Source organism: Baaleninema simplex PCC 7105, assembly GCF_000332355.1.
GTDB lineage: Bacteria > Cyanobacteriota > Cyanobacteriia > Cyanobacteriales > Geitlerinemataceae > Baaleninema > Baaleninema simplex.
Genome location: NZ_KB235958.1, coordinates 749,849 through 764,375, shown reverse-complemented (window position 1 = coordinate 764,375; position 14,527 = coordinate 749,849). Strand labels below are relative to the sequence as shown.

At 46.7% G+C, this 14,527-nt stretch carries 18 protein-coding genes and 1 pseudogene; 5 read left to right on the top strand and 14 right to left on the bottom strand.

Annotated elements, in window-relative coordinates; translation table 11 throughout:
* A pseudogene (locus GEI7105_RS36750) lies at positions 1-168 on the top strand (ISKra4 family transposase); the annotation flags it as partial.
* 98 nt (positions 169-266) lie between these two features.
* Here the strand turns inward: GEI7105_RS36750 and GEI7105_RS0105340 are convergent.
* The 5 genes from GEI7105_RS0105340 to GEI7105_RS29150 form a co-directional block, all read right to left on the bottom strand.
* Positions 267-1,484: an ABC transporter permease gene (locus GEI7105_RS0105340; RefSeq protein WP_017659456.1), complete on the bottom strand. Its 1,218-nt coding sequence runs from the start codon at positions 1,482-1,484 to the stop codon at positions 267-269.
* Between the two features lie 371 nt (positions 1,485-1,855).
* Positions 1,856-2,233: an HNH endonuclease gene (locus GEI7105_RS29155; RefSeq protein ID WP_245555373.1), complete on the bottom strand. Its 378-nt coding sequence runs from the start codon at positions 2,231-2,233 to the stop codon at positions 1,856-1,858.
* Entirely contained in the window at positions 2,233-2,577 is a 345-nt protein-coding gene (locus GEI7105_RS0105325; protein ID WP_017659453.1) for a hypothetical protein, read from the bottom strand. Before GEI7105_RS0105325 ends, GEI7105_RS29155 begins: the two co-directional genes overlap by 1 nt.
* Before the next feature lie 55 nt (positions 2,578-2,632).
* The gene (locus tag GEI7105_RS36745; protein WP_017659452.1) at positions 2,633-2,791 is read right to left on the bottom strand and encodes a hypothetical protein; all 159 of its coding nucleotides are present in this window, start codon (positions 2,789-2,791) and stop codon (positions 2,633-2,635) included.
* 38 nt (positions 2,792-2,829) lie between these two features.
* On the bottom strand, positions 2,830-3,141 hold the full coding sequence (locus GEI7105_RS29150; RefSeq protein WP_017659451.1) for a hypothetical protein: 312 nt from the start codon (positions 3,139-3,141) through the stop codon (positions 2,830-2,832).
* A 552-nt stretch (positions 3,142-3,693) separates the two neighbouring features.
* Between GEI7105_RS29150 and GEI7105_RS0105310 the strand changes: the two genes are divergently transcribed.
* Complete coding sequence (locus GEI7105_RS0105310) at positions 3,694-4,872, top strand: DUF262 domain-containing protein (RefSeq protein WP_017659450.1); 1,179 nt, start codon at positions 3,694-3,696, stop codon at positions 4,870-4,872.
* A 51-nt stretch (positions 4,873-4,923) separates the two neighbouring features.
* Positions 4,924-5,967 carry an MAE_28990/MAE_18760 family HEPN-like nuclease gene (locus GEI7105_RS0105305; protein WP_017659449.1) on the top strand — a complete coding sequence of 348 codons (1,044 nt, stop codon included), beginning with the start codon at positions 4,924-4,926 and terminating at the stop codon, positions 5,965-5,967.
* 80 nt (positions 5,968-6,047) lie between these two features.
* On the opposite strand, the gene GEI7105_RS29145 is transcribed toward GEI7105_RS0105305, so the two are convergent.
* The 5 genes from GEI7105_RS29145 to murJ all read right to left on the bottom strand — a co-directional run bounded on the left by GEI7105_RS29145 (position 6,048) and on the right by murJ (position 10,742).
* Complete coding sequence (locus GEI7105_RS29145; RefSeq protein WP_017659448.1) at positions 6,048-6,236, bottom strand: hypothetical protein; 189 nt, start codon at positions 6,234-6,236, stop codon at positions 6,048-6,050.
* A gap of 103 nt (positions 6,237-6,339) precedes the next feature.
* Positions 6,340-7,047 (bottom strand): hypothetical protein, encoded by a 708-nt coding sequence (locus tag GEI7105_RS29140; RefSeq protein WP_017659447.1) that lies wholly within the window; start codon positions 7,045-7,047, stop codon positions 6,340-6,342.
* 178 nt (positions 7,048-7,225) lie between these two features.
* Positions 7,226-7,393 (bottom strand): metallothionein, encoded by a 168-nt coding sequence (locus GEI7105_RS34445; RefSeq protein WP_071591973.1) that lies wholly within the window; start codon positions 7,391-7,393, stop codon positions 7,226-7,228.
* Positions 7,394-7,860: 467 nt separating this feature from the next.
* Positions 7,861-9,057, bottom strand: coding sequence for a DNA cytosine methyltransferase (locus tag GEI7105_RS0105290; RefSeq protein ID WP_144053676.1), 1,197 nt, complete (start codon positions 9,055-9,057; stop codon positions 7,861-7,863).
* Positions 9,058-9,128: 71 nt separating this feature from the next.
* Complete coding sequence (gene murJ / locus GEI7105_RS0105285; protein WP_017659445.1) at positions 9,129-10,742, bottom strand: murein biosynthesis integral membrane protein MurJ; 1,614 nt, start codon at positions 10,740-10,742, stop codon at positions 9,129-9,131.
* A gap of 153 nt (positions 10,743-10,895) precedes the next feature.
* Here murJ and sfsA point away from each other — a divergent pair, with 153 nt between their 5' ends.
* On the top strand, positions 10,896-11,630 hold the full coding sequence (gene sfsA, locus GEI7105_RS0105280) for a DNA/RNA nuclease SfsA (RefSeq protein WP_017659444.1): 735 nt from the start codon (positions 10,896-10,898) through the stop codon (positions 11,628-11,630).
* A gap of 145 nt (positions 11,631-11,775) precedes the next feature.
* Positions 11,776-12,114 carry a P-II family nitrogen regulator gene (locus GEI7105_RS0105275; RefSeq protein WP_017659443.1) on the top strand — a complete coding sequence of 113 codons (339 nt, stop codon included), beginning with the start codon at positions 11,776-11,778 and terminating at the stop codon, positions 12,112-12,114.
* A gap of 138 nt (positions 12,115-12,252) precedes the next feature.
* On the opposite strand, the gene GEI7105_RS0105270 is transcribed toward GEI7105_RS0105275, so the two are convergent.
* The 4 genes from GEI7105_RS0105270 to GEI7105_RS0105255 form a co-directional block, all read right to left on the bottom strand.
* Positions 12,253-13,230, bottom strand: a complete 978-nt coding sequence (locus tag GEI7105_RS0105270; protein ID WP_017659442.1) for an aldo/keto reductase — start codon at positions 13,228-13,230, stop codon at positions 12,253-12,255.
* Positions 13,231-13,283: 53 nt separating this feature from the next.
* On the bottom strand, positions 13,284-13,739 hold the full coding sequence (locus tag GEI7105_RS0105265; protein WP_017659441.1) for a MerR family transcriptional regulator: 456 nt from the start codon (positions 13,737-13,739) through the stop codon (positions 13,284-13,286).
* An 89-nt stretch (positions 13,740-13,828) separates the two neighbouring features.
* Positions 13,829-13,963, bottom strand: coding sequence for a hypothetical protein (locus GEI7105_RS40345; protein ID WP_017659440.1), 135 nt, complete (start codon positions 13,961-13,963; stop codon positions 13,829-13,831).
* 299 nt (positions 13,964-14,262) lie between these two features.
* Positions 14,263-14,460 carry a hypothetical protein gene (locus GEI7105_RS0105255; RefSeq protein WP_017659439.1) on the bottom strand — a complete coding sequence of 66 codons (198 nt, stop codon included), beginning with the start codon at positions 14,458-14,460 and terminating at the stop codon, positions 14,263-14,265.
* Positions 14,461-14,527: the final 67 nt, after the last annotated feature.

Here is a 14,527-nt window from a genome sequence, read left to right as displayed (position 1 = left end):
AGCTACTACCAAGCTGAGGGTATTTCAATTGGCTCGGGTGAGATTGAGTCAACGGTCAAGCAAATTGGGCGACGGGTTAAGATTTCAGGGGCTCAGTGGCACGAAGACAACGTGCAACAAGTGCTAAAGCACCGATGTGCCTACCTGAACCATCAATTCTCAGACTGAGTCTTGCAAGATTGGGATGCACCCAATCTGGACGAAGCCAAATTAATGCAGTATTACCGCATCACGCACCTTTTACATCAGCGTCGTTAAACGATCGATCACACCGTTCTCAACGCCACGATCGGATCGAGTTTCGCCGCTCGTCGAGCGGGAAGCACCCCGAAAACCAGTCCTATACCACCGGAAACGCCTGTCGCAAGGACGATCGCCGTCAACGACAACCCAGCTTGAAAGGTAGTGAACTGACTAATTAATAAGATGCCCGAAACCCCGATTCCGGTTCCCACAAATCCACCCATCACCGATAATAAAACCGCCTCGATGGTAAACTGCATCAAAATATCGGTTTGAGACGCTCCTACAGCTTTTCGCAAGCCAATTTCTTGGGTTCGTTCTGTCACCGACACTAACATGATGTTCATAATCCCGATTCCCCCCACCAGCAGGGAAATACTCGCCACCGCCGCTAATAGTGTCGTCAACGCCCCGGTAATCGCACTGGTGGTTTCTTGTAAATCTTTTTGACTGCGAACGGTAAAATCGTCTTCGTCGGTAATTTTGTGACGCAACCGCAGTAAATTTTCTATTTGAAACTTCGCCGCGTTCATCTGGCTTTCGTCTTCGATACTGACGTTAATAAACGTTACCGTCAAGCCGTAAGGTGAAGTTTGTCCGACGATGCGATTCGCCATCGTTGTTACGGGAACGAAAACTGTTTCGTCGAGGTTGGTTCCGAAGGTCGAACCTTTGGGTTGCATGACACCCACGACGGTAAACGTAGCGTTTTTGATGCGAATGGGTTCGCCGATGGGGTTAGTTTCGCCGAACAATCGTTCCGCCATTTCCGAACCGATGGCGACGATTTGTTGGTTGCGTTTCACGTCGAGATCGTTGATAAATCGCCCTTGTGCGACATCGAAATCTCTCACGCTAAGCAGTTCGGGGGTGGTTCCGTAAATCAACGCCGAGACGTTTCGGTTGCGGTAAGATACCAATTCGCTGCTGTTGAGTTGCGGGGCGACTTTGGACACCGAGGGAATCTGTTCGGCGATGGCTTTGGCGTCTTCCCAGACGAGGGTTTGGGGGGAGTAGACGGGGCGACTTTGGGCTTCAGGGCTTCCGGGGAGGATAAACAGCAGGTTGGTTCCGAGGGAAGACACCTGTTCGGTGACGAATCGCTGGGCCCCTTGTCCGACGCCGATAGTGGCGATGACGGAGGCGTTACCGATGATGATACCTAACATGGTCAAACTACTTCGCAGCTTGTTCGCGACGAGGGTTTGACCTGCCATTTTGAGAGATTCTACAATGTTCATATTGCGATCGCGGTTCGGGCGGTTTTAGAAATTGGCTCGTTCCACCGGGACAAGGTTCGGATATTTCGTTTCGAGGACAAGTTTCTCTCATGGAAAAACTCAGATCTGTGTTTAGCATTGGGCTGTTTGTATTTTTGGTCGCCCTGGTCGGTTATTTAAGTGTCAACCTCGTTTTCGCCCTGGTGGAAAAGTTTGCTTGATGCTATGGGAGGAGGGGGTTAACCCGGCGAGTCTGGGTTTGTCCCTCTCTCGATCTTAGCGAGTTTCCCGTATTCGATCGGTCTCTGGCGATCGCGATCGCCCACGTTTGCTCTCTGCGTTCACTATCTAAGTTGAGTTGTCCAAAAATCGATCGCCAATTCGTCGTCGCTCTACGATACGTTCGAGGGTATTGAATTGAAGTAATTGTACGGTGGTGTAACCTTTCGGAGACAAACCGACAATTTCAAAGTTTTCGTTTTTTGAAAATGTTCCATCCACTTTTGAATTCGCGGATTGTATAAAAAGTTAAATTCCCCAGTTTGAGTATCGAATGAAACGAAATCGCTTCCCTGCTGACGGTTACATCTCCAACAAGAGAGTGCGAGATTCGCAAAATTACTCGACCCGCCATGTTTTTTTGCGATAACGTAGTCTATTTCGTGAGGAGAAAAGGATAGACTGTTCGGATACAAGCAATATTCGCAACAATACTTTGCTCTTTCTTTAACGCGATTTCGCAGGATTTTAGAAATCGAGTCGTCACTCATTACGCTTGAGTTACATCGGGTAAATTTCCAGCTTTTAACAGAATCACTAAATGCTCGATTCGTTCGTATTCATCGAGTTCTTGCTTTTCAGCCGCCGAAATTGCCCCCGATCGATCGCGTTCGAGTAATGTTTTTAAGCGTTCTTGCATCTCGGGAGTCTGGCAAAAATTGGCGATTTCTTCAAGGGTCGGTTGACTCGCTAAAAAGTCGAGAATATAGCGATAGACCCGAGCGGGAATCGGGGGTTGTTGTAAACTCAGGGCAAGCCGTTCGGGTAAGCGATCGCCCATATCCGAAAGTTGTTCGGCGAGATGGTCTGGAAGATCGATCGTTACTTTAACCATTGTTTGTCTGGCTCCTTCGCCTCGCACTCCTATTTTAAATATAGTGATATATCTTTTATCCGCCTGTGAGCGATCGCATTTCGGAGATTTCTCGAACGAGGATTTCGGCAGCGCGATCGATCTCGTCGTCGGTGGTAAATTTTCCGATACCGATTCGCAGCGCCGGCTCTTCGGAGTTTAGGGTGACAGAAAAACTAACTTCACGAGATTTCAAGGGTTTTGGCTCTCGAATCTTCAATTTTTTGTATCATGCTATACATTTATAACCACAAACTCCGAAGACCCCAGTGCGCCTTCGATCGCATCTTCTGGGAGTTCGATCGCTCTCAGAACGTGGGAGGGGGTTTCGACACCGGAAGAACAGGCGGAACCCGTGGAGATAGCCAGGCGATCGCGAACTCGCGCAATGACGGCACTGTTGGGAATACCGGGAACGCAGATGTGGAGGTTTCCCGCGAGGCGGTTGTCTAAATCGCCGTTGACGAGGAGATGGGGGATTTGCTGCTGGAGGAGGGTTTGCAGACGATCTCGTTTGGCGGCGATGGCGGGTTCGTCAGTTGTCATTTCGAGCGATCGTAGACGACAAGCTTCACCCAATCCTGCAATCCCCGGAATAGGGCTTGAAACTTAGATAGATGTTCGATATGATAACTAAGTGAAAAAAACTAAGGGGTCTGTTAGAGTTAAGGTTATAAGTACAGCTTATAACCTTCCAAAATCATTGGCATAGGGTCGAAAACGGCTTTTCCTACAAGGGTGTTGGTGTCGCAAAAAAACAACAGGAGTTACGCACTTCAAAAAATGGAATATACTTGAAGCCTAGGTGGACAGAAGCACAAAAGCCGCGCACCGATGCCGGATTGTAGTAAATACCCTCCACGGCAAAACAGTACTTTGAAGGTTCAAGGCTCTTCGGAGTTTAGGGTGACAGAAAAACTAACTTCACGAGATTTCAAGGGTTTTGGCTCTCGAATTTTCAATTTTTTGTATTATGGTATACATTTATAACCACAAACTCCGAAGACCCAGGTTCAACTGCGTAAGTCCTGACCAAGTTACACAGCAATTCCAAGAGAACCAAACTAAGCAAATACATATATCAAACAAAGTAAAATCATGAATTTGTTAGCGGCTGAGCAAAAAATATGGCAAAAATCAGAAAGGCAGACACAAGGAAAAGCGGCATCAGAGCTTGATATTCTTGAAAAATACGACTCTCAGGAATGCCGTATTTTAACAGAGATTAATCGTGAAAAGCTTCCTAACTTTGTTCAATCTCTACGAAGCACAGGAGAAACTAGAATTAAGTTGCAGCCTGCCTACCAAAGAAGGAAGCGTTGGAGTGAAATTAAGAAGTCTAGATTAATTGAGTCTTTTCTCGTAAATATACCCATTCCTCCAATTATTTTATATGAAGTTGATATCGATTTATATGAAGTAATGGATGGGCAGCAGCGCATAACTGCTATCCACGAATTTTATAGTAATAAGTTAAGATTAGAAGGTCTGGAACTTTGGCCAGAGCTTAATGGTAAATGCTATGAAGAATTACCACAAAAAATTCGTGCTGGAATCGATCGGCGAGCAATCTCTTCAATTGTCATTATTACTGAATCTACGTCCGATCCAGAACGAGCAATGTTTTTGAAACAAATTACATTTGAGCGAATTAACACTGGGGGAGTCGATCTTAGTGCTCAAGAAGTAAGAAACTGCTTATATCAGGGTAAATTCAATAGTTTATTAATTCAACTATCCGAAAATCCTCTTTTTATGCAAGCTCTAGGAATAGACGAGCAGGACAAAGAGAGTAGTAGCGTTTATAAAAAGATGGAAGATGTTGAATTAGTTTTGCGTTTTTTTGCACTTCGGTCGATAGAGCATTTTACAGGAAATCTCAAAAGTTTTTTGACCCTCTATATGACTAAGACCAATAGTTTGTCAGAAGATGAAGTAAAATCTTTAGGTGATATTTTTATAGAGACAATAGACTTAGCAACTCAACTATATGGAAATAATCCATTTAAACCTCCATTTGCACCACAAAATTCTAAGTGGAAAAAAAGGTTTTACAAAGCTTATTATGATGTAGTGATGGTTAGCTTAAGTAAGCGTCTAGAAAATCGCGATCTTCTTTTGCAGAGAAGAGATAGGCTAATTGAAGAAACTCGCCAACTTTTTAATCAAGATAGTGATAGTTCTCATATTTTTACAGGGGGGGGTAAAGATACTCGTCAATTTATAAAAGAAAGAATTAATATATTTGAAAGTATGCTGACAAGAACTCTTAATTGAGAACATTTGCAATCTTAGTTGGAAATGTTTTTTGATTAACATGAATTAATAATGTTTGATTCTCTGTTGCAAGATTTACAATTAAATATCAAGGTTATCAGAGCTATGGCAAGGACTAACGATAGTCTACAAAAACTTGCTTTTAGTTCTAAGCTTAGAAGATCTAAAGAACTAGCTCAAACAGATAAGTATCTAAAAAAGCTAGTCGAAGAACTCCCTGCTGATTCAAAATATTGGAGAGTTTATAATCATTGTTCTACAGTTACACGAATTTATGCAATTTATGAAAATTTTGTAGAAAAATTAATTTCAGAATGGCTCTTACTACTACCTAGCTTAGTCACTGAGTATCAGGATCTAGATAATAAAATTCAGGAAACTCATCGAGAAGGGGTTGGTCGGCTTCTTTGTCAACCCAAGCATAGGACTCTATTAACATATAAAATAATCAGAGGACTATTTCAAGGTGTTACAAATACAGAGGGGTATGAATTACTTCCAGATGCTTTTTTTAAACGAAACGAAAACTTGCGAAAACAACCTTTAGGGGAATTATTTAAAAATTCTGGTATAAATGATTCTTGGCAGTGGATTGAAAATAATAGATATGTTCGTGATTTTATAAATAGCTTAAGTGATGATACTACTTTAGAAAATAAGCTAAAAATATTTATCGATTATCGTAATAGTGCTGCACATGGAAATCCAAGTGATATTTTAGATGTGGACGGTTTAGTTGAGCTATGCAATTTAATAGAATCTTTATGCAAAGCAATGGTAGAGTTGGTAGTTTACAACATTCTTAGCAAGAAAGAGGAAATAAATCCGAATATAAAGTTAGGACAAGTTATTAAGTGGTTTTCAAATAAACAAGTTGCTGGCGTAGAAATTCACTATGGTAATTTATCAATTGGCGACACAGTTTATTTGGTATGTAATCAAAGTTATAAATGCATAAAAACTCAAATTGAGAGTATACAAATTGATAAGATTGACCAAAAGATAGTCACTATTCAGGAACTTACTCAAATAGGATTAAAGTTCACTAATCAAGAAGCCAGAGAAAAATGGTATATTTACAAGATAAATAATTGAAATAATGCCTATCAAGACATAAATTTTATTGAATACAGTAAATAAATGTCCTGAGTTTAGTATAATCCTAAATACTCGATTCAAGCATCGAGTTCTTGCTTTTCAGCAGCCGCTATAACTCCTGATTTTTCACGATCAAGTAATGTTTTTAAGCGTTCTTGCATCTCCGGCATTGGACGAAAGGCTGCAATTTCTTCAGAGGTTGGTTGATTCGCTAAGAAGTCGAGAATATATCGATAGACGTGACCCGAGATAGGAGGTTGTTGCAAACTTAGGACAAGCGTTCGGGTAAGCGATCGCCCGCTTCTACGAGTTTTTTTGCCAGTTCGTTGGGAACGTCTAAAGTGATTTTAGTCATCCTTTGAGTGCCTTTTATGTTTTATCCCAAAAGAGCTTTTGAGGCGTAACATCCACTTTTGGATTACAGCTTTGCATATATTGAAGCCATTCCCAGGATGCCCAGTTGCGAACGATCGAATAATTATTTTGGATATACGTCGCCCAATCCGGATGTACGATAATCGCTGTGAATTTTCGGGAGTCGGGGATATCGAAACAGTAAAGGGGTTTGAGTCGATCGAATTCTTCAATAGAAATTCTCGGGATTTCTCGATCGACGCCGTGGTCGATATCAATCCCCTCTAGCTTTTCTTTTAAAAACGGTGAAATCAAGCGAAACGGAACGTAACGCTTTAAGTATTTTACAATATCTGATAAATCCTGGCTTGCTATTATCGATCGTAAATTCTCTTCGATCGACCCCTGGCAGTTCTTCTGTCTTTCTATCTCTGCGTTCGAGATAGCTAAGCTGTCAAGTTGATTTGCGATCTTATCTTGTTTTCCAAAATATAAGTTATATTTTTTGTAAGGCAGCCATGAATTGACCAATATTTCGACTACGATATCTCGAAAAAGAATTTGAATATCTACATCGAATTTTTTGAATTTTAGAATATCCAGCCATGAAATAAAAAATAGATATTTGTAAGACGTAGTTCGATGAGAAAATATTTCAGACAAAGCACTGAGATTCAAATCGCTATTTTTCAGGATTTGGTCAGGCGGGTTAAACTCGGTCATAATTTTAAACCCCTCATTGACATTTGTTGATTTTGTGAAGAAGTCGAGTAAAGTCTAGTGTAGCTTAATCCAAAATCAACGTTATGTTGGTATTCCGAGTCTAAAATTAAACTTTCCGTACAGTCTTGAATTATGAAATCCTCCCCTCCCCTCTCGCGAGAGGGGAGGCGAACCAAACTTAAGCGTGGCAGGTGCAACCCTGGTGTCCGCAACCGCTTCCGTCGGGATGTCCGTTCGCGCAAGCTTCGCTGCAATAGTACTGACCGTCTTTCTCGACGGCTTTATCCGTGTCTACGACGCACAAGCAAGACTCGCAGGCGCATTTCATTTGTGTAACCGTGGTCATGGCACTTTTTCCTAAATGCGATCGACATCTGAATAGACTTTCAGATATTTTGACTTTACCACCGCACAACGGGCGATCGCCGGACTGTCATAAAAACTTAACTATTTCCTACCTCGGGAAGTCCCATCCGCGTTACCACCCAACCCGAGACGCCTCCAGTAATACTCCATCCTTTTCCGATAAGCTGGGTTTTAAGAAGTCTTCACCACAGAGACACAGAGGACACAGAGAGGGGCTTGTCTGACTGGGGCAAACCCGTGTTTGAGATTCGGATTCCGTATAAGCCCGACCCAAAAGCTGAGTAAAATCGACCTATCTCGAACCAATGGCACGTCATCACGCCGAATGGAGGAACCCATGAATCGCGAAACGATTCCCCAAACTGACTCGATTCAAGAATTAGCCGAATTTTGGGAGACTCACGATCTCACAGAGTTTGAAAACCAACTTGAAGGGGTCGAGAAATCTCAATTCCACCGACTTAATTCGGGAATGGGTTCTCGAAAAGGTTCGTATCGTCGCAAAAGCAGAAAGCTGAGTTGTTGAGAGGTTTCAGAGAAGTCGATCGACTCCTCTCGAATTAACTTACGAATCACCCAAGATGCCATTTGCGGCGGAAACGCATTACCGTACAAACTGTATTGATTGTAAACCGATAAGCAATCGCAACGATCGTCTGGAAACCCCTGTATCCGAGCGTACTCGATATTCGTTAACCGACGATAGCGATCGCCCACTTGGTATCGTTCGTAATGACGGCTCGTAGTTGAAGTCAGTGTCGGTGCTAAACCATCAATTCCATAAATAGTATAGCCCATTCTAGAGCCGCCTTTTTGGTTGTACAAGACTCGAACGCCGTTAATTAACTTATTGACGAAAACACTCGATTTGAGTCGTTCTAAAGTGTCTTCAGTAAAATCAAAACTCGCCTCGGGATTGGCTTCTAAAATCTCCGCTAATTTCACTAATGGCTGAGCTTCAGAAAATATCGATAAATCGAGGTCGTAAAACTTTCCGTTTTTAGCCATTCCCCAGGCCTTGAATTTTTTAGTATGGCTTTCAATAGGATTCCAAAAGGAGAAGTTTGCCAGAGCCGCCGATTTTTCGATCGATACCCCTGTAAAATCTTCTGAAGTAGCAAGGTGAGAAACAATTCGTGAAGAATTTGGCGTTCCCACAATCACAATTCGTTCTCGATTTTGCGGCAAGCAAAAATTGGCAGCGTTCAAAAGCCGCCATTCCACGAGATACCCCAACCGAGAAAGGGAATCGAGAATCGCAGCAAAATGAGAGCCGCCTTGCATCGATAACAGGCGTTTGACATTTTCGAGGACGAAATATTGAGGTTGTCGCCATTTCAAAATTTTGACAATTGCCTCGAATAACGTCCCTCGCGGATCGCAAATCCCGAGTTTTTTACCTGCACTGGAAAACGGTTGACAGGGAAATCCCGCCGTCAGCAAATCGTGAGGGGGAATCTCATCGAGAAACTGCCAAATATCCCCCTTGACAAAGTTCGATAGATGGGACTTTTTCCTGTAAACCTTAGCGGCGTTGGCGTCGATATCGTTTGCCCACACCGTTTCAATTCCCAATCGATCGCACGCCAGTCTAAATCCGCCAATTCCGGCAAATAACTCAACGGCTTTTAAAGAATCGTTCATGGTGAAAAGATCTAAATTCAAACGCGATCGAGGAAAAAATAAAACGGACAATTCAACCATCTTAGCAGCTCTCACCGCCCCAACTTCTGACGAATGCGACGGACGAACAAATCCACCTCGGGAAGTCCCATCCGCGTCACCACCAAACCGAACAGTCCCAATCCCACAAAACCCGCGATCGCCAACTCCAACAACAACAACAAAAACCCCGGTTCCACAACCGACCGTTGCATCAGCGCAAACGCGCCCCAACCGGCAAACCCCGACACCACACTCAACAGCGTCAGCCACACCACCGGAGTCGCCCATTCGCGCCAGGGAATGCCGTTAATCTTACGATCGAGCAACACCAACAATGCCACCATCGAAATAATATTGACCCCCACCGTCGCCAACACCAACCCCGGCGCACCAAACCAATTAATAAACAAATAGTCCAACAAGGCATTGAGGAAAATATTCACCATACTGACGCGAAACGGCGTATCGCCGTCGCCGAGGGCGTAAAACACTCGCACCAACACATCGCGCCCCAAATACACGAACATTCCCAATCCATACGCCATCAAAATCGCCGCCACGAACTCCGACGCCGCGCGATCGAACGCATATCGTTCGTAAACCACCTGCACGATGGGCATCGCCAACGCCACCATCAACGCCCCCAACGGCAACATCGACAACGCCGTTAAAATCAAGCCCTGGCGAATTCGCAACTTTAACTCTCCCCAATGTTGCGGGTCGGACAACCGCGAAAAAATCGGCAGCATCGGCACTAAAATCGCATTGGAGAGAATCCCCAAGGGTGTCTGTACCAACAGCCCCGCATATCCCAAGGCCGAGGCGGTTTGGGGAATGAACGAAGCAAACCACAAATCCGTATAAACGTTAATTTGCATCATTCCCGAGGAAAACGTCGCCGGCCCCATCACTTTCATCACCTCGCGCACGCCGGGACGCCAAAACTCGAACCGCAGCCGTAGGGTTCCCAACCCTTCCCGCCACTGCACTACCACCTGCACCAACCACTGCAACACTGCCCCGAGGAGAGTTCCCCACGCCAACACCATGCCGCCGAGGGTGGCATAGCGGGGGTCGGTGATGTTTTCCCCTAGATACAAGGCGAGAAAGCCCAAACCCCCCAGGAGGGCAACGCTGGAAAATAAAGGACTAATGGAGGGCAACCAATACATATCGGCGGCGTTCAAGGTGCCGAAGCCAATGCCGATGAGTCCCGCCAGCAACGCCATCGGTGCCATGATGCGAAACTGATCGATCGCGATTTCGCGAATTTGCTGACCCACCTCCGTCCCCGATAATCCCGGTGCCACTAAGTCCACCAGGGGACTGGCGAAAATTACGAGGGCGATCGTTACCAACAACAACACGCCACCGACGAGGGTGGTCATGGTTTCGATGAGGGGAACGGCATCTTTTTTGTCCCGTTTGGCGACGACGCTGACGATCGCACTGTGAAACGGGCCGTTAATGCCCCCGAGGAGAACTAACAAGAAACCGGGGATGACGTAGGCATAGTTATAGGCGTCCACCGCCGGGCCGACGCCAAACGCGGCTGCGATTGCCTGTTGGCGAATCAAGCCGAACACTTTACTAATTAAGGTGGCGGCGGCGACGATACCCGCAATAGACGCCAGAGATCGAGCAGTTTTATTGGGTTCAGCCACAAACGATATAAAGGTGCGAGGTGTTCCCAAATATTTAACCGCAAGACCGTCACATCTTTGTACAATTCAGGTCGGGTCGCCCTTGCGATCGCGCCCGATTTCAGACTGTTTAGAGGCGATCGCCGCGTCCCCAAAACCTCAAAACATTTCCTCATGACCGCCGATTTCGTCTATCGCTATCCCCCCCTGTATTCAGGAACCCTAGTTCGCCGCTACAAACGCTTTCTCGCCGATGTCGAACTCGTCAACGGCGAGATCGTCACCGCCCACTGTCCCAACACCGGGCCGATGACCGGCGTTTGCGATCCCGCCTCCCCCGTCATGCTGTCCTACAGCGACAACGCCAAACGCAAATATCCCTTTACCTGGGAAACGATTCAAATGCGCGACGACAGGCGTACCTGGGTGGGGATTAACACCGCCTTACCCAATCGGGTGATGAAAACGGTTTTAGAAAACCACCAAATCCCCGAATTGGGAAATTACGAGTCAGTTCGCAGCGAAGTCCGCTACGGAACCGACCAAAAAAGCCGTATCGACTTCCTACTTTCTGGCGGCGACGCGGAGAAACCCATTTACGTAGAAATCAAGAACACCACCTGGGCCAAAGACAGCTTGGCGTTGTTCCCCGATACCGTCACCGAACGGGGACAGAAGCATTTGCGGGAGTTAACCGCCCTCGTAGACGCCGAAGACGCCCGCTGTGTGATGTTGTACTTTATCAACCGAGGCGACTGCGATCGCTTTTCACCCGGAGACGATGCCGATCCCCAGTACGGCCAGTTACTTCGCCAAGCCGTCGAGATGGGTGTCGAAGTTTTACCCTGTCGCTTCGACGTAACCCCCGATGGATTGAGGTATTTGGGACTGGCAACCCTGGAATTATAGGGAAATTTCCCGGTAGAGATGCCCTCGCTGCATCGCCGTTCCCACAGTAGACGTATAATCTGTTACAAAATATGCCAGGTTGTCAGTGGTAATAAAAAGCCATGCTGACGCAGGACTAGCTTGATAATCATAAGGAGTTTTTGGCGTGAAAAAGGTAGAAGCCATTATTCGACCGTTTAAGCTCGACGAAGTCAAAATTGCTTTGGTAAACGCGGGTATTGTGGGAATGACCGTCTCTGAAGTGCGGGGGTTCGGTCGCCAGAAAGGCCAAACCGAGCGGTATCGCGGCTCGGAATACACGGTTGAGTTTTTACAAAAGCTCAAACTCGAAATCGTTGTGGAAGACGATCGCGTGGACATGGTGGTAGACAAGCTTTCGGCGGCGGCTCGAACTGGCGAAATCGGTGACGGGAAAATTTTCGTCTCCCCTGTCGAAACCATCGTTCGTATTCGGACGGGCGAAAAAAACCACGAAGCCATCTAGCTCTCGTTGGGTTTATCGGTGTGGGGCGATCGCGCGATCGCCCCACACCAACGGCTCCTCACACGCCAGACTTCCGCAATTCCGGTAACTGTTAGAATTCGAGCGAGGACTTCACTCTAGAGTCCCGATCGAGGCCAGTCACCGGTTTACCAATGTCATATCGGGATAGCGATCGCCGATGGCGACACCTTGCGGCATTACCGCTTCAATTTGTGCCAACTCCTCTGACGTGAGTTCGACATCGACAGCAGCGGCGTTTTCCTCGAGATACTTCGATCGCTTCGTTCCCGGAATCGGTACGATATCGTCTCCTCGCGACAACAGCCAGGCGATCGCCAGTTGAGCGGGAGCGACCCCTTTATCGCCAGCGATTTGCTGAACTCGTTCGACTAATTCCAGGTTTTTGGTAAAGTTCTCCCCTTGGAAGCGAGGCGATAACCGTCGGTAATCGTCTGGAGCGAAATCGTCGGGACTTTGAAAGGCTCCGGTTAAAAAGCCGCGTCCGAGGGGACTGTACGCTACAAAACCGATGCCTAATTCCCGTACCGTCGGTAAAATTTCCTCCTCGGGTTCCCGACTCCAAAGGGAATATTCCGTTTGCAGTGCCGCAATCGGGTGAACGGCGTGAGCGCGGCGAATCGTGGCAGGAGCAGCTTCGGAAATGCCGAGATGGCGCACTTTTCCTTCTCGAACCAGTTCCGCCATCGCTCCGATGGTGTCTTCGATGGGAACGCTGGGATCGATGCGGTGTTGGTAGTACAGATCGATGGTTTCAACCCCCAACCGCTGCAACGAGGCTTCGCAACATTGGCGCACGTATTCGGGTTTTCCGTTGACGCCGACAAAGGAGCCGTCTGCACCGCGAACGATACCGAATTTCGTCGCCAGTACCACGCGATCGCGGCGATCGGCGATCGCTCGTCCGACGAGTTTTTCGTTGGTAAAGGGGCCGTACATATCGGCGGTGTCGAGAAAGTTCACCCCCAAATCCAAGGCGCGATGTAAAGTGGCGATCGCTTCGCTTTCGTCCCGTCCGCTGTAAAACTCAGACATTCCCATGCAGCCGAGTCCGATAGCCGAAACGGTGAGATTTCGACCTAATTTTCGCGTTTTCACGATTTGATACCTCTTTTCGATTTCTGTGAAATAGCTGTCGTACTGTCGGGGGGTTAGAGGCGGTTGGAAGATCGACGACTCGGCAAAATTTGCCCGTTGGTTTGAGTGTCCTCTGGGGGAAACAAACCGCTGGCTTTAGCTTTCGCCTCTAGTTCCCCGTAATGTTGGATTTTCCAGTCGATAACAGCGAGATTTTCTTGCAGTTGTTGAATTTGCGCCACCATCACCTCCCGATGTGCCTCGAGGAGTTGCCGTCGTTCCTGAGCTGTTTCGTCGGGGGACTGTTGCATCAACGCTGCGTACTGCTGCATTTGACGGATCGGCATTCCCGTCAGTCGCAAGCGGTTCAAAAACTCGATCCAACGGATGTCTCGGGTCGAATATCGACGATGTCCGTTGGCGAGGCGGCGAATGGGGGCGATGAGATCGCACCGTTCGTAATACCGCAGCGTGTGGACGCTGAGTCCGGTGGCTTCTGCAACCTGCTGAATCGTGAGTTCCGGTTCCATATCTGCAAGGTACAAGTTAGAGCGCACTCGAAGTCAAGTAAAAATATTCAAACGGCGTGAGAACGGGTCAGAGCGAGTGACAAACCGTATCAGTGGGGAATTTCGAGCGATCGCTCGTTTGGCATAACGTCGTCTCGAAGGGCGATCGAGACGATCGACCTTTCAATTTTAGCGATCGCGGATTGTCGGTCGGCGATCGCACGTCTGGATTTGTATACCCACATCAACACAGACGATGGTATTTGACATCCTCTCCCAGCAACCCTAAATCAGTTGTGTAACAAAATTGAGACAAAAAGGGAATCGGGAACGGGGAACGGGGAACGGGGAATCATATTTTTTCGGGTGTTTTAATTTTTGACGACCCATTTGGGACTGCTATATATCCTCGTTATTTAGAAATTCAAAATAGCATAGCAATCCTAAATAGACTGTGTAATAAACTGTAGATAAACAGGGAACAGAAATAAAGGTTTTAGGTCTTTTTATGGTGTCTTAATCTATGACAACTGATTTGAGACTGCTATAGTCTAATACGGAATCCAAATCTCAACGCTTCGACTCCGCTCGCTTCGACTTCGCTCGCTTCGACTTCGCTCGCTTCGACTTCGCTCGCTTCGACTTCGCTCGCTTCGACTTCGCTCGCTTCGACTTCGCTCGCTTCGACTTCGCTCGCTTCGACTTCGCTCAGCGTTGAGTCCGAGCGGAGTCGAGGACTCAAACACTGGTTTTACCCAGTCAGACAAGCCCCTCTATCCCCCCAACCATACCCCCAACCATCCCCCCAA

Bases quoted from the DNA above. Each gene is read 5' to 3' on its own strand.
- GEI7105_RS0105265 (WP_017659441.1), bottom strand. From the start codon at position 13,739: ATGGAACCGGAACTCACGATTCAGCAGGTTGCAGAAGCCACCGGACTC.
- GEI7105_RS40345 (WP_017659440.1), bottom strand. From the start codon at position 13,963: ATGTGGGTATACAAATCCAGACGTGCGATCGCCGACCGACAATCCGCG.
- GEI7105_RS34445 (WP_071591973.1), bottom strand. From the start codon at position 7,393: ATGACCACGGTTACACAAATGAAATGCGCCTGCGAGTCTTGCTTGTGC.
- GEI7105_RS29140 (WP_017659447.1), bottom strand. From the start codon at position 7,047: ATGACCGAGTTTAACCCGCCTGACCAAATCCTGAAAAATAGCGATTTG.
- GEI7105_RS0105340 (WP_017659456.1), bottom strand. From the start codon at position 1,484: ATGAACATTGTAGAATCTCTCAAAATGGCAGGTCAAACCCTCGTCGCG.
- GEI7105_RS0105310 (WP_017659450.1), top strand. From the start codon at position 3,694: ATGAATTTGTTAGCGGCTGAGCAAAAAATATGGCAAAAATCAGAAAGG.
- GEI7105_RS29150 (WP_017659451.1), bottom strand. From the start codon at position 3,141: ATGACAACTGACGAACCCGCCATCGCCGCCAAACGAGATCGTCTGCAA.
- GEI7105_RS29155 (WP_245555373.1), bottom strand. From the start codon at position 2,233: ATGAGTGACGACTCGATTTCTAAAATCCTGCGAAATCGCGTTAAAGAA.
- GEI7105_RS0105325 (WP_017659453.1), bottom strand. From the start codon at position 2,577: ATGGTTAAAGTAACGATCGATCTTCCAGACCATCTCGCCGAACAACTT.
- GEI7105_RS0105290 (WP_144053676.1), bottom strand. From the start codon at position 9,057: ATGAACGATTCTTTAAAAGCCGTTGAGTTATTTGCCGGAATTGGCGGA.
- sfsA (WP_017659444.1), top strand. From the start codon at position 10,896: ATGACCGCCGATTTCGTCTATCGCTATCCCCCCCTGTATTCAGGAACC.
- GEI7105_RS0105305 (WP_017659449.1), top strand. From the start codon at position 4,924: ATGTTTGATTCTCTGTTGCAAGATTTACAATTAAATATCAAGGTTATC.